The 12,881-nt window shown below is 40.4% G+C and carries 16 protein-coding genes; 14 read left to right on the forward strand and 2 right to left on the reverse strand.

Annotated features, from left to right (window positions below; genetic code table 11):
* Positions 1-119: 119 nt before the first annotated feature.
* The 13 genes from E4K68_RS12345 (at position 120) to surE (ending at position 10,502) form a co-directional block, all read left to right on the forward strand.
* Entirely contained in the window at positions 120-2,426 is a 2,307-nt protein-coding gene (locus E4K68_RS12345; RefSeq protein WP_135379240.1) for a M20/M25/M40 family metallo-hydrolase, read from the forward strand.
* A 63-nt stretch (positions 2,427-2,489) separates the two neighbouring features.
* Positions 2,490-2,729 (forward strand): YkuS family protein, encoded by a 240-nt coding sequence (locus E4K68_RS12350; RefSeq protein WP_135379241.1) that lies wholly within the window; start codon positions 2,490-2,492, stop codon positions 2,727-2,729.
* A 145-nt stretch (positions 2,730-2,874) separates the two neighbouring features.
* Positions 2,875-3,003, forward strand: a complete 129-nt coding sequence (locus tag E4K68_RS21440) for a hypothetical protein (protein WP_282432985.1) — start codon at positions 2,875-2,877, stop codon at positions 3,001-3,003.
* Between the two features lie 136 nt (positions 3,004-3,139).
* Positions 3,140-4,417: a class I SAM-dependent rRNA methyltransferase gene (locus E4K68_RS12355; RefSeq protein WP_135379242.1), complete on the forward strand. Its 1,278-nt coding sequence runs from the start codon at positions 3,140-3,142 to the stop codon at positions 4,415-4,417.
* A gap of 73 nt (positions 4,418-4,490) precedes the next feature.
* Positions 4,491-4,940, forward strand: coding sequence for a transcriptional repressor (locus E4K68_RS12360; RefSeq protein WP_135379243.1), 450 nt, complete (start codon positions 4,491-4,493; stop codon positions 4,938-4,940).
* Positions 4,941-5,177: 237 nt separating this feature from the next.
* Positions 5,178-6,344, forward strand: coding sequence for a tetratricopeptide repeat protein (locus E4K68_RS12365; protein ID WP_135379244.1), 1,167 nt, complete (start codon positions 5,178-5,180; stop codon positions 6,342-6,344).
* 142 nt (positions 6,345-6,486) lie between these two features.
* Complete coding sequence (gene queD / locus E4K68_RS12370) at positions 6,487-6,864, forward strand: 6-carboxytetrahydropterin synthase QueD (protein ID WP_135379245.1); 378 nt, start codon at positions 6,487-6,489, stop codon at positions 6,862-6,864.
* Positions 6,865-6,867: 3 nt separating this feature from the next.
* Complete coding sequence (gene queC / locus E4K68_RS12375; RefSeq protein ID WP_135379246.1) at positions 6,868-7,587, forward strand: 7-cyano-7-deazaguanine synthase QueC; 720 nt, start codon at positions 6,868-6,870, stop codon at positions 7,585-7,587.
* A gap of 32 nt (positions 7,588-7,619) precedes the next feature.
* Positions 7,620-8,177, forward strand: a complete 558-nt coding sequence (locus E4K68_RS12380; RefSeq protein ID WP_135379247.1) for a DUF366 family protein — start codon at positions 7,620-7,622, stop codon at positions 8,175-8,177.
* Positions 8,177-8,908 carry a 7-carboxy-7-deazaguanine synthase QueE gene (locus E4K68_RS12385; RefSeq protein WP_135379248.1) on the forward strand — a complete coding sequence of 244 codons (732 nt, stop codon included), beginning with the start codon at positions 8,177-8,179 and terminating at the stop codon, positions 8,906-8,908. The genes E4K68_RS12380 and E4K68_RS12385 overlap by 1 nt, the downstream gene beginning before the upstream one ends.
* Positions 8,909-8,954: 46 nt before the next feature.
* Positions 8,955-9,527 (forward strand): GTP cyclohydrolase I FolE, encoded by a 573-nt coding sequence (folE, locus tag E4K68_RS12390; RefSeq protein WP_199241759.1) that lies wholly within the window; start codon positions 8,955-8,957, stop codon positions 9,525-9,527.
* Between the two features lie 13 nt (positions 9,528-9,540).
* Positions 9,541-9,735, forward strand: a complete 195-nt coding sequence (locus tag E4K68_RS12395) for a YpmA family protein (protein ID WP_135379249.1) — start codon at positions 9,541-9,543, stop codon at positions 9,733-9,735.
* Between the two features lie 14 nt (positions 9,736-9,749).
* Positions 9,750-10,502, forward strand: coding sequence for a 5'/3'-nucleotidase SurE (gene surE, locus E4K68_RS12400; protein ID WP_135379250.1), 753 nt, complete (start codon positions 9,750-9,752; stop codon positions 10,500-10,502).
* 56 nt (positions 10,503-10,558) lie between these two features.
* Here the strand turns inward: surE and E4K68_RS12405 are convergent, their stop codons facing one another.
* Positions 10,559-10,792: an alpha/beta-type small acid-soluble spore protein gene (locus E4K68_RS12405; RefSeq protein ID WP_135379251.1), complete on the reverse strand. Its 234-nt coding sequence runs from the start codon at positions 10,790-10,792 to the stop codon at positions 10,559-10,561.
* Positions 10,793-10,915: 123 nt separating this feature from the next.
* On the opposite strand from E4K68_RS12405, the gene E4K68_RS12410 reads away from it, so the two are divergent.
* Positions 10,916-11,173 (forward strand): hypothetical protein, encoded by a 258-nt coding sequence (locus E4K68_RS12410; RefSeq protein WP_135379252.1) that lies wholly within the window; start codon positions 10,916-10,918, stop codon positions 11,171-11,173.
* Between the two features lie 12 nt (positions 11,174-11,185).
* Here the strand turns inward: E4K68_RS12410 and E4K68_RS12415 are convergent, their stop codons facing one another.
* Complete coding sequence (locus tag E4K68_RS12415; RefSeq protein WP_135379253.1) at positions 11,186-12,730, reverse strand: polysaccharide biosynthesis protein; 1,545 nt, start codon at positions 12,728-12,730, stop codon at positions 11,186-11,188.
* Positions 12,731-12,881 lie beyond the last annotated feature (151 nt).

Raw genomic sequence — 12,881 nt, forward strand, 5'->3', positions numbered from 1 at the left:
ATCTTATCTTTAGTATACCATATACGTTCAAAAGGTTCCTAGTATTGTGTGGCATAACCCCAATAAGTTTTTCATAAGAATTGGCAAAGCGATTTTACACTTTGAAAGGGTATAAAACTATGAAATTTTTCAAAACTAGTGTCATTATATTGGTAGCAATTTTATGTCTTATGGTTATTTCATGGCAGGTCTACACTAACACAAGAATTTCGTACCCCAATGGGGTTACATCGTCATTCTCAGCTGCAAAGGCATATGAGCATGTAACATACCTTGCTCAAAAAATTGGGCCCAGACCAGCTGGAAGTAAGTCGGAGCTAAAGGCTGCGCAGTATATTTCTTATGTGTTGAATCAAAATGGCTGGAAGGTACATGAACAGCCTTTTAGCAAAGCTGTGGCTCGAGAGACCTCAGTCATCCAACGTGAACAACAAGTTGAACTGATCAACAGCCAAAACATTATTGCGGAATTGCCAGGTAACCGTCCCGACACTATTGTCGTAGGTGCCCATTACGATTCTGCAAGTTTAAATGCTCCTGGTGCAGTGGACAATGCTTCAGGTGTCGGGGTTTTACTCGAACTCGCTAGAGTGCTGAGTCAAGAACCTCATGAAGATACCTATCAATTTATTTTCTTCGGAGCAGAAGAGTATGGTCTTGTGGGGTCCCAATTCTATACAACCCAAGCAGATTTATCAGCCGTTCGATGGATGCTCAATGTCGACATGGTGGGGACTCCCTTGGAAATAGACGTAGCAGGTAAGAAATCTACTCCTCCTGAGCTAATTAAGCAAGTAGTTGCATTGGCGGGCGAGAGTCATATCTCCTTTCATCTTAGTCGCGATTCTATCTTAATGGCCCGTGAAAGTACTCAAGGCGGCGCAAGCGATTTTAGTTCATTCTTGGATAAGAGAATTCCAGCACTTGGACTCGGTATTTCTGGGCGCCCAGCGGGATATTTTCATCGACCTGAAGATCGCCTCGATCGTGTTTCTATGGAAGAAATGAAGAAAGTTGGCGATTATGCCCATCGTTTGCTGACGAATGTAAAGTTGGAGAAGCTGGGACCCCATGTATGGGATGAATTATATTTACCTTTTCAAATTGGCAAGAATGTGTTTATTCTCCCGAACTATGGAATCCTTATTTTCACCTTCTTCACGTTTATAGTTACGGTTTTCCTCTTGATACAGTTTTTGAGAAAAAATTCGAATAAGCATATATTAGACTGGAAAGGAATTTTGGGAATTCTAGGAGTTACTATAGTTTTGAGTCTGATTGTAGTTGGCTTAAGTGGAATTGGAGAAATTCTTTGGTCTTGGATTAAACAGGTTAAGTTACTATACTACGCTTATCCTACACTCTTTGTACTAGCTCGTATTGGCATCGCCCTTGGGATATTAATAATCCTAGCGAGTTGGATTGATAAGCTCCCTTTAGCACGGGACCCCCATCTTTATTGGTTTATAGGAGTAATATTCCTATTAGGGGTCAGCTTATTATTAGCACTTTCTCGAATTGACCTCGCTTTTCCCTTCGTATTTTGGCTTCTATGCTTTGATTTACAGATTTTCTTACCTAACATTATCTTGGTAGTTTTGGGCCCATATTTTATCTATTGTCTGCACTTTGAACTCTTGAATTCACAGCAGTGGGTCAGCTTTTATGAAGCAATCCATAAATATCCCTTAATTTTCCTTGGGATTTATGGTTTACTACTTGTCCCCTTCTTTTTAGCTTGTTTACATGTTGTGATTACAAAGAAAGAACTTGTAAAAAAAATAGTTTACCATACCCAAAAGCCTGCGTTAGCTGTTACCTGCTTAGTTGTTCTATTTTTAGGGTTGATTCCGACCTACACAAAAGATTACCAGCAAGCGGTTACGGTTCGTGAGGAGTGGTCAGGAAGTAGTGAAGGCTTGGTACATATTTTCTCAAGTGAACGTTTGCCAAATCAGCTAGTGAAAGACCTAAGCGGACAGGAAGGTAAGAGTCTCTATGTACCCATACTTAATGTAAGCCCGCCATTAATAGTTAATACATCAGTCGTAGAAAAGAACAAAAACTCAGAGAGAACCCTCGAAATTTCAATCAAACTTAATTATTCAAGCGAGCCGTATTTAGTCCGTCTTCATTTAGAAGGTCCTAAACCCTTTGAAGTACAAACTGACGAGTTTTTGCCCATGTCTAAAATTCCTAAAAAATTTCAACTGAAGGGAGTGCAACAATCGTCTGGAAACTATTCAATTATCCTCCAGAGAACGCCTCCTCAGAGAAATACTATTCATTTGTCTATAGAAACTCAAAGCGAAATAACGTGCTCTATTGAGGCAATGTTTCCTGATACGTCCCCACGTATACAAATTCAGCACGCGCTCGTATCGCCGGATTACCAGATCCAGTTTAAAGAGAGTTATGATTTTTAAAGGAAAATTGATCCTGCATACGTTAAATATATAGGGGGAAAATAAAGTAAGGAAGGTGATAAAATGTATAAGACGATCGCTGTTGAAGATGGACTCGCAAATGTTACTCAGGCTCTAAATAATGCAGGTTTTAAAACGACTCAGTTAGAAGGTTCTTCTTTACGTAATGTTCAAGCTGTTGTTGTTAAAGGAGACGGAACCAATATTTTTGTTCCGGAATGGCCAGTGAAGATCCCTGTTATAAACGCATCAGGTCGAAGTGCTGATGAAATCGTGGATGTTGTGCGAGATCGATTCTCTTAAAATGGAGACGTGTTGAAGTGAATTTGAATTGAGTCCTTTGTTAACCGTCCTTATAATGAGGACGGTTTTATAGTCACCAAAAAGAGGGTAATTGCCATATAATGGAATGTAGAAGTGGATCTTATTTTAGGAAGGAGTTGCTCTTATGTTTGGATTTGGGCTTATTCCCTTTGCTTTGGGCTTTGGTTTAGGAACGCTTGCGTCACCGCGCTATATCCCCACTGGCTATCCCTATCCTGCCCCATATCCTTATCCATACCGGACGTGGTATTAGAAATTTAGACTTATTACAACGATATGAAATAAATCAATAAAAGGAAGCAAAAGCTTCCTTTTATTGAACTTTCAAGGTATATTTTTAAGGATGATCATGTCATATTAAAGGTAGACTGGAAAGCGAGGAAGATTTAATGACTGTTCCAAAGGCATTTCTTAAACAAAATCGTAAGAAAAGGCTCGAGCAAGGGCATCCTTGGGTTTATCCCGGTGAAATCGAAACGATTGAGGGAGATCCTCAGGGTGGGGATATTATACATATTTTTAATCATGTCGGACATTTTTTAGCCAAGGGATTTTATAATCCTCTATCCCAACTCATCATTCGCATTCTGACCTATTCCGAGCAAGTTGAAGTGGATGAAAACTTATTCCTGGATAAAATCGAGCAAGCTTGGAAGCGGCGGAAGTGGTTATCACCGGAAATTTCATCGTGTCGGGTTGTCCATGGGGAAGCGGATTTCTTACCAGGGTTAATTATCGATAAGTATGAAGATGTCCTAGTTGTTCAAATTCTTTCCTTGGGGATAGAAGTGCGCCGCCAATGGGTCTATAATTCGTTGAGAAAGATCTTTAACCCTAGAGGTATCTATGAACGAAGCGATGTTCCGGTAAGACGACTTGAGGGACTCGAGGAAAGAGAGGGTTTTGTTGATGAGCCGTTTGACACCCAAGTAACAGTTCGTGAAAATGGGTTAAGTATTGTAGTGGATGTAGCTGAGGGACAGAAAACAGGCTATTTCTTTGATCAGAGAGAAAATAGAGCAGCCTTGAAGCCTCTGATGACAGGATGGGGGGCTAGGCACGGTATTAAAGTTGAGGGAGATGGGCCTCCGATCGATGCGAAAGGCAGAGAACTAAAGAATCCCTTTTGGGATGGTGCTGAAGTGTTAGATTGTTTTTCGCATACGGGTTCATTTATGTTACATGCCTGTCTATTCGGTGCCAAAAAGGTAACGTGTTTAGATATCTCAGAGAAGGCTATTGAAATGGCCAGAGGTAATGCTTTGCTTAATGGCTTTTTACATCGTACTGAATTTGTGGCAGCCAATGCTTTTGACTTTTTGAGGGAAAAAGTGAAGGATAAAAAAACTTGGGATATTGTTATTTTAGACCCTCCTGCATTTGCCAAAAATCGTAAAGCATTAGAAGGGGCCGTACGGGGATATAAAGAAATAAATCTTCAGGGTATGAAGATGGTTCGCGAAGGTGGTATTTTGGTTACGGCATCATGTTCGTACCATTTAAGTGCCGCGCGGTTTTTGAATATGCTACAAGATGCAGCTATGGACGCGCATAAAGTATTGCGGCTGATTGAATTTAGACGAGCTGGCCTAGACCACCCTGTGCTTCTAGGAAGTGAAGAAACAGACTATTTGAAGTTTGCTATTTATGAGGTATTTAGTCGTTAGTTTTTTTGCAGATGACCCTTTGCAAAGGGCTTTCTTTGACATATAATAGAAATTATATGGAGGAGGGCTGGGGGTGGAAGAATTGAAAACATTCGAAACTATTTGCAAACTGTTGCGCAATCGCGCCTATAAGGTTACCCCTCAGCGTCAGACGATACTAGAAACGTTTCTGGAACATGTAGATCGTCATTTGAGTGCTGAAGAAGTGTATATGCTTGTTAAACATCAAAACCCGGAAATTGGCTTAGCTACGGTTTACCGTACACTAGACATATTGGCGGAAATTGGAGTTTTACTAAAAAATGATTTCGGTGATGGGCGAAGCAGGTATGAATTCAGCAGAAAAGATGAACATCATCATCACCATCACCTCATTTGTTTACGTTGTGGAAATGTCTCTGAATTTGATGATGATTTATTAGAATCACTCGAAGCTGTCATCACCAAACGCAATAATTTTAAAATAATGGATCATAATTTAAAATTTTATGGATACTGCCATAATTGTGAAGAGGCGCTATAAAGCGACCTCTTTATTTTTCTTGCAAGTAGAATTCTTTATGTCATTGTAAACTATTTAAACGAACCAGAGGAAGTATTTCGGAAAACTGACGAGAGAAGTGGATATGGTAGTTCCTTTTTAAGAAATAACGCGCATTTCAGTGGCATTTGACGTTCGATTTTAGGAATAAAGAGAAGGGGATAGAGCACCGGAAGGAGAAGTCTAATATGGTAAAATAAGTAAAAAGGGGCGAAGACTATGGATCTACCTTTGGCCTCAAATGTTAAACAAAAAAGGCCATCTCTTCAAAATTCGTATATGTGGAGTTTTTTCCAAGCCCAATGGCATCATCGTTTCGGTAAGACGGACGAAGCTATCAGGTATTGGGTGGATTTGTTAAATCGGAATTCGCCTAAACTATGTTTAACAGAGGTGCGATATTTAATTGAGGCACAAGCGTTTCAAGAAGCGAGAGATTATTTGGAAAGTCTGGAAGGTAACCAGATTGAAGATTCACCTGATATAAGTTATCTTCTCTCACGCTGTTATCTTGGACAAGCACTTATTCCACAGGCTAAAGAAACGATCATGCGGGCAATTCAAACAAAACCTCAGAATGCAATTTATTGGGATCTGCTAGCTGATTGTCATTTGGAACTTGGAGATTGGCGTGAGGCGATAAAGGCCTTGGATAATTCTTTGCGGGCTGCGCCTCAAAATGCTGAAACAAATTATCGTCTTGGAATCATTTACGCGTTTCATAATGAACATCTAGAAGCTTTAAGGTGTTTTCAAGGATGTTGTCAACTTCGACCACGAGAATCCTTATATTGGGAAATGAAAGCTGAGATGCATCTGGTATTGGAACAGTTGTCCGATGCTTGTATAAGTTTTGACAGAGCGCTTCGTTATGGAGGAACCCCGGATTTAGCGGCAAGATTAGCGTATTGTTACATTCAAAATGATAAGATCAAAAAAGGAATTGAGTATTATAAATTTGTACTTAAATATGAACCTGATCATTATGATGCATTATGTAACCTTTCAGCTGTTTATCAAAACCAGGGCCGATCTCAGGATGCTTTAAATTTGTTAGATCGTGCAAAAAATATTTATCCTAACGATCCTATTCTACTTAATAATTTAGCCTTTACTTTGGTTCATCAGGGGCGTACCAGAAAAGCTACAGAATACTACCGTGAAGCTCTGGCGTTAGCACCCAACAATCCGCTCATTCTTTACAATTTAAGCGTTTGCTTAACTCGCAAAGGAAATTGGCAGGAAGGCATTGATTCACTGAACAAACTCTTTGAAATAGACCCGAACCATTCAGCGGGATGGGCCTTACTGGGAAATATTTATGACCAAATGGATGAATCCGATACGGCGATCGACTGTTTTAATAAGGCATTAAAGCTAGCATAACCGAGAAGGGAGAATCCCTTCTCTTTTTTTATTGCACGATAGTAAATAAGTGTTACGCTTTCGATATTAGATTGATATTTCATTTTTCTTTTGCAAATAATAATGTTAGAATAAATGTACTATGTCAAATAAGGAGAATAAAATGTTTCAGGTATGTGTTCAAGCGCATTTCGATGCTGCTCATTTTATCCGCAACTATGACGGTAAGTGTGCCAACTTGCATGGTCATCGTTGGAATGTTGTTGTTTGTATTGAAGGTAAACAATTAGATCATTTAGGAATGCTAATAGATTTTAGCGAAGTTAAGCTGACTATTCGAAAAGTCTTAAAGTTTCTAGATCATAGTTTATTAAATGACCTGCCTTCCTTTGGACCTGATGGGGTCAATCCAACCGCCGAGCACCTCGCAGAATTTTTATTTATGAAATTAAAGCAAGATTTGGTTCTATCTGAAAAACGTTTAGCTTGGGTCAAAGTTTACGAATCTCCGGATACTTGGGCCATTTTTAAGGAGGACTAATAAATGGCAGGAATCGCCTTACTTTCGGGTGGCTTGGACTCAACGGTTGCGTTGGCGCTCTACTTAGAAAAGGACATTGTAAATTTAGCCCTTACTTTTGATTATGGACAAAGGGCCAGTGAAAAAGAAGTTTCTGCCGCACGAAAAATTGCAGAGTATTATAACATTCCACATCACGTAATTCCCCTACCTTTTTTACAGGAACAGACTCATTCTGCTCTAGTTAATCGTTCTGAGGATTTGCCCAATATGGAATTTGAAGAACTTGATCTTCAAGAAATAACGCTCCAAAGTGCTCGTCAGGTATGGGTCCCCAATCGCAATGCCCTTTTCTTAAACATCGCTGCCGTTTTCGCAGAAAACATGGGAGAATCTACGTCTTTGATTACAGGTTTTAATCGTGAGGAGGCGGCGACGTTTCCAGACAATTCTTTGGAATTTATAGAGGCTATAAATCGATGCTTCCTATACTCAACTCAAGAAAAGGTGACCGTAGTGAGTCCCACTTCCATTTTCGCAAAAATGGAGATTGTTAGAGAAGGATTGCGAATGAATATTCCTTTTGAGCATATATGGAGTTGTTATGAAAGTACGGAGAGGGTATGCGGGCAGTGTGAGAGTTGCCAAAGGTTAAAACGTGCCTTGATAAGTAATAATGCTCAGGGACTTGTCAATCAACTATTTAATGTCAATGAAGAACTTTGTGAAAAAGAACTTGAATAAGTTTAAACTGCCTGAGAAAAGAGGAAACACTCATGAAATACCATGTATTACAAAAACTTCTGAACTATGATGGCAGTCAACTCCAATCCTTATTTGCCTATAAAAACTTTGGTCTTATGGGTGATAGCATAAGCGTGTTTCGGGGATCGTGCCGTGTAGAACAAGATGAGATGGTGGATATGGAGGATGTCTTAGCTCAGGACTGGATTTATAGTGAGGACATGTTGCATTTTATTGTTGAACATTTCGAATTGGATTTAGAAAAGACTATTATTCGTCAAAGGCTATTGATCGCTACGATCAAAGAAGAACTCGAAAAGCTTGGTGTTAAAACTCTGAGCCGGAGTGGGGATGACCTTTATGAAGAGGACAAAAAACTCTCGGTGAGTATCAGTACCCTTTCCCCGGTATCCACTCTGATCCATTGTGGACTGAATGTGTCGAATAAGAACACGCCGATTCCCACTATTGGCCTGGCGAACCTTCATATTCAGGATGTATTATCGTTTGGAGAGAATGTTGCCAAACAGTATTGTGATGAGGTCCTATCTATGCGCCTTGCGCGTTGCAAAGTTCGAGGAGTTCAATAATGCAAAAAATACCTATTACAGAAATTTTTTCGTCGATTCAAGGGGAAGGTCCATACGTCGGAGTCCGACAAATTTTCCTCCGTATACCCAAGTGCAACTTGGCGTGTCCTTACTGTGATACTGAGACTAAGATGTCACAACAGTTCCGAATTGAGTCAGTACCTGGTTCTCGGGATTTTAACGAGATGGAAAACCCCGTGCCCCTTGATAAACTATTAGAGTTGCTTCATACCTATGATTTTTCCATGCATCACTCTCTAAGCATCACAGGAGGAGAGCCCCTTCTTTGGGCCGATGAACTCCAAGTTTTATTACCCATTCTAAAAGAAAAAGGTTTAACAATCTATCTTGAGACCAATGGGACTTTGCCGGATCAACTTCTTAAAGTTTTACCTTGGGTCGATATCATCAGTATGGATATAAAATTGCCGTTTAATGGACAGGCTTTCTGGGATGTTCACGAATCTTTTCTAAGATATAGCTTGCCAAAAGAAGTCTTTGTAAAAATTGTCGTTCATGAGGAAACTATCTCGAAAGATCTACAACAAGCCTGTGACCTAATTGCAAGAGTTGACCCATCGATTCTAACAATTTTACAACCTGTTACCAAAACAAAAAATATTAATGTTCCCAAGCCTTACCAACTCTTAGAGTGGCAAAACCTTTTTCTGAAGAAACTTATTAACGTTCGAGTCATTCCTCAAACACACGTTTATATTGGACAGCTTTAATATTCGTTTAACGGGGAGACTATGAGGGTAAAGGAGAAGAAGAGCAATGGGGATGGATTTAGAAAAAATCGAGAAAGCCGTTTACATGATTTTGGAGGCCATAGGGGAAGACCCTGAACGTGAAGGATTAATAGATACACCGAAGCGTGTAGCCAGAATGTATGATGAGGTATTTGCCGGGTTACATGACGATCCTAGTCGACACTTAAAAGTACAATTTTCAGAAGAGCATGAAGAGATGGTAATTGTTAAGGATATTCCTGTCTATTCCATGTGCGAACATCATCTTGTACCCTTTTACGGAAAGGCCCATATTGCTTATATCCCGCGGAAGGGGAAAATTACTGGGTTATCAAAATTTGCTCGTGTCGTTGAAGGGTTTGCACGCAGACCGCAGCTTCAGGAACGTTTGACATCGCAAATCGCCAATGCTATCATGGGCGAACTTGACCCACTCGGTGTTGTGGTTGTGATTGAGGCAGAGCATATGTGTATGACCATGAGAGGTGTTAAGAAGGCAGGTTCACAAACATTAACGTCTGCAGTTCGTGGGATCTTCAAAACTAATTCCATTACAAGATCTGAGGCTTTTTCGCTGATTCAGGGATACAAACGCTAAGAAAGAGGTAATCATGGGTAATCAACCAACAAACCCGTCCGTTCCCCAAGGAAAGATAGAACTTATTGCCACTCTAAGGTTGGGTTTAAATGGTGAACTCTACAAGATAGTTGATTTTCTTAATAAGAATTTGAAAGATCATAGACTAATGTTTGGCTTAACAAAAAAAGACGATAAGATGGTAATCTCTGTCTACGAAGTAGAGTGAGTGGGGGGAATGGAATGCATATTTTACTGACAAATGATGATGGCTATCATGCACCTGGGATTCAAACTTTACACCGAATCCTTAGATTACACACAAACCATGAAATTAGCATTGTTGCCCCGGAAGGTCAGCGTTCAGCTACTGGACACTCTATCACTTTGTTTCAGCCTCTATTTATTTCAGAACATAATCTTGAAGGACAGCGGGGGTATGCTATTAGCGGAACTCCTTCTGACTGCGTTAAACTTGCGATTCAGGGGGGGCTTATTCCCAAACCTGATCTCCTTATTTCAGGTATAAACCATGGCCCAAACTTAGGTACGGATATTTTTTATTCGGGAACTGTCTCTGCAGCGATGGAAGGTGTATTACTCGGGGTTCCTTCGATAGCGGTATCTTTAGCAAGCTTTGAGCTTGTGGATTTTGAACCAGCAGCAAATTTTTTAGTAAAACAATTAGATTTCATCATTCAGCATCATCGGGAAGGATTAGTCAATATCAATATTCCGGGCAAGCCTGAGTCTGAGTGGCGTGGTCTAAAAGTAACTAGATTAGGCAAAGCTATTTATGATAATGTTTTCGAACGTCGTGTTGACCCACATGGAAGGACCTATTTTTGGCAGTCTGGAAATTTGACTCAAGACCTTGAAGACGATACAGATTTAAGAGCGATACAGGAAGACTTTATTTCCATCACACCTATGCATAGCGATTTAACGGATTTCAAGTGTCTTCAGCCCTGGCAAACCGTTTTTAACCGGAAATAATTAAAGGAGTACAGAATTTCTGTACTCCTTTAATTTAACTTTAGATAGTTTTTAAGTTACAGGGAAGTCGTACTATTAAGAGATTCCTTTGCTCTGCGAATCATTGTTTTAACCATACTACCACCGATTCTTCCTCCCACATGACCACATTCCCGAGAAGTCATATTTTCCCATCCTTGAGTTTTAATCTTCGAACTTAGGCCTAATTCTTCTGCAACTTCCCATTTGAATTGTTCCAACACAGACTCTGGAAGGATACCACTGTTGTTCCGATTGTTTTTTCGGCTCATTTATGACATCTCCTCTCATTCTATATCTTTGGGACAGTTGTAGTATTCACATATTGTTGGCGATTTATAGTGTTCAAATTATGGATAGTAAATGTCTTTTTGCTAATGGAGGAAGTTTAATTTATGATTATGGAAACTTTTATCGTTTACTTTATCCTTTTTATTGTTACATTTTCTTACCCCGGGTTCAGAAACAAAGAAAAACCAAATACATTATTAAAGTTGCTGGCAGTTCCCGCACTTTTAGGCGTTATAATGGTTCTTTTAACGGTTATTAAGGTCTACTTTGTCTATAAATTTTTAGTTCTTTTATTTATTCTTGGAACATTTCTTTTGTCATATTGGCAATTAGGGGATCAAATTCGCCGCTGGTGGAAATAACTTAGAACTCATTTAAAGATTGATAAATTTGCCAATCCACGGAAGACGTTTCAAATCTGTGAACGTTACGCCACCATTGATAAATAATATCATACTGTAAAGTGTAAATCCGAGTGAAAATTCAATGAGATAACCAATGACGTTTCCCCCGAAGATCGGGTCCAAAAAATGAAAAACGAGCAGCATGCCGATTCCTCCACTAACAGGTTGGAGGACGAATCGTTGAAGGTCTAACGCCATTCCTGTGTACCGGGCAATTGCCGTGATATTTAGGGCAGCCATAATAAAAAAACCAATTGTATAGGCCCAAGCTGTTCCACGGAGGCCCCATTGGGGAAGGCCTGTTAGATAGATTAAGACTGGAATGCGAATGATCGCCGCAATGATGGAATGAAGGACAGGAAGTTGAACCTTCCCAAGTCCTTGAAGTATTCCGGTTGTGGTTTGTTGAATATAGGAAAAAATACCCCCCAAAGCTAACACACGCAGAACGGGAGCGATATCCATACTTCTGAAAAATGCTGTGAGTGGCCGGGAAAAATAAAATAGAATAATCAGGCAAGGAATTCCGATAAGAATCGTTAACCGAATGGCTTCTGCACTGCGGGCTCGGACGATGTGAAATTGGCGTCGTGCAGCTGCTTCGGAAATCGCAGGGACCAGTGAAGTTGCTAAGGCAAAGGTAAAGACACTCGGGAAAGTAAGTAACGTAAAAGCTGCACCTCCAAGTTGCCCGAATAAAGTAGTTGCTGCCCGCGCTCCATATCCGGCTACTTGAAGGCGCATGGGAATGAGCATGGCATCCAAGGCAGATAAACCTGTGGAAAACAGCCTTCCTACGGTTACAGGAGAAGCAAGGTGCCATAATTGGCTCATGATGAGCCGTGAGGAATAACCGGATTCCTGACTTTTCTCAGTGAAGTTGGGCTTAACCCTCCGATACTGAAGAGCAATGGCCAATAAACCAACCAGTTCTCCTGCTAACATGCCCAAAGCTAATCCTGCCGCAGCCCATTCTACTCCGTCCCGGAGAAGCCTAATGGCTATAGTATAACCGACTATGACTCGTACAATTTGTTCGCAAATCTGGCTAATCGCTGTCGGGATCATGTTTTGTAAACCTTGGAAGTAGCCGCGAAAAGCCGAAGACACGGAAACAATAAAAATGGCTGGGGTACAAATTAGAAATATATTAAGTACCCTAGGATCTGGAAAAATTCGATGAGCGAGGTATGGAGTAAGGAAATAGAGAACGGTTGATACAACGGCACCTGAAATACTGAGAAACCAAAGGGCCAGACGGAAGATAGCTTGGGCTTGGCGTACACGCCCAAGGGACACTTCTTCGGAGACCATTTTCGCAATCGCCAAGGGAATGCCGGCGGTGGTGAAGACAAGGGCCAACATGTAGATCGGGAATACCATGTTAAAAAGACCATAGGCTTCACCCCCAATATTGTTCATGATTAGATATTGGAAAGTAAAGCCCAGAATACGGTTTAACAGATTAGCTCCCAAGAGTATGGTCGCTCCGTAGACAAAAGTCCTTTTCGGCATAAAACCCTCCAATATCGTAGTTGACGAAATAGTAAACTATTATGGGGTCAAGTTTTCCTTAATAACCATATGCTTGTGGAAAAAAAGAAATGCTTTTCTCTGGGGGAATATTGCTATAAAAGTGGGGCATTCTACCTCCGAATAGGAGGAA

The sequence above is a fragment of the Desulfosporosinus sp. Sb-LF genome, from assembly GCF_004766055.1.
GTDB lineage: Bacteria > Bacillota > Desulfitobacteriia > Desulfitobacteriales > Desulfitobacteriaceae > Desulfosporosinus.

Excerpts from the sequence above, each read along its gene's own strand:
- E4K68_RS12365 (WP_135379244.1), top strand. The coding sequence starts at position 5,178 with ATGGATCTACCTTTGGCCTCAAATGTTAAACAAAAAAGGCCATCTCTT.
- queD (WP_135379245.1), top strand. The coding sequence starts at position 6,487 with ATGTTTCAGGTATGTGTTCAAGCGCATTTCGATGCTGCTCATTTTATC.
- E4K68_RS21440 (WP_282432985.1), top strand. The coding sequence starts at position 2,875 with ATGTTTGGATTTGGGCTTATTCCCTTTGCTTTGGGCTTTGGTTTAGGA.
- E4K68_RS12350 (WP_135379241.1), top strand. The coding sequence starts at position 2,490 with ATGTATAAGACGATCGCTGTTGAAGATGGACTCGCAAATGTTACTCAG.
- surE (WP_135379250.1), top strand. The coding sequence starts at position 9,750 with ATGCATATTTTACTGACAAATGATGATGGCTATCATGCACCTGGGATT.
- E4K68_RS12380 (WP_135379247.1), top strand. The coding sequence starts at position 7,620 with ATGAAATACCATGTATTACAAAAACTTCTGAACTATGATGGCAGTCAA.
- folE (WP_199241759.1), top strand. The coding sequence starts at position 8,955 with ATGGGGATGGATTTAGAAAAAATCGAGAAAGCCGTTTACATGATTTTG.
- E4K68_RS12410 (WP_135379252.1), top strand. The coding sequence starts at position 10,916 with ATGATTATGGAAACTTTTATCGTTTACTTTATCCTTTTTATTGTTACA.
- E4K68_RS12355 (WP_135379242.1), top strand. The coding sequence starts at position 3,140 with ATGACTGTTCCAAAGGCATTTCTTAAACAAAATCGTAAGAAAAGGCTC.
- E4K68_RS12415 (WP_135379253.1), bottom strand. The coding sequence starts at position 12,730 with ATGCCGAAAAGGACTTTTGTCTACGGAGCGACCATACTCTTGGGAGCT.
- E4K68_RS12395 (WP_135379249.1), top strand. The coding sequence starts at position 9,541 with ATGGGTAATCAACCAACAAACCCGTCCGTTCCCCAAGGAAAGATAGAA.
- E4K68_RS12405 (WP_135379251.1), bottom strand. The coding sequence starts at position 10,792 with ATGAGCCGAAAAAACAATCGGAACAACAGTGGTATCCTTCCAGAGTCT.
- E4K68_RS12385 (WP_135379248.1), top strand. The coding sequence starts at position 8,177 with ATGCAAAAAATACCTATTACAGAAATTTTTTCGTCGATTCAAGGGGAA.
- queC (WP_135379246.1), top strand. The coding sequence starts at position 6,868 with ATGGCAGGAATCGCCTTACTTTCGGGTGGCTTGGACTCAACGGTTGCG.
- E4K68_RS12345 (WP_135379240.1), top strand. The coding sequence starts at position 120 with ATGAAATTTTTCAAAACTAGTGTCATTATATTGGTAGCAATTTTATGT.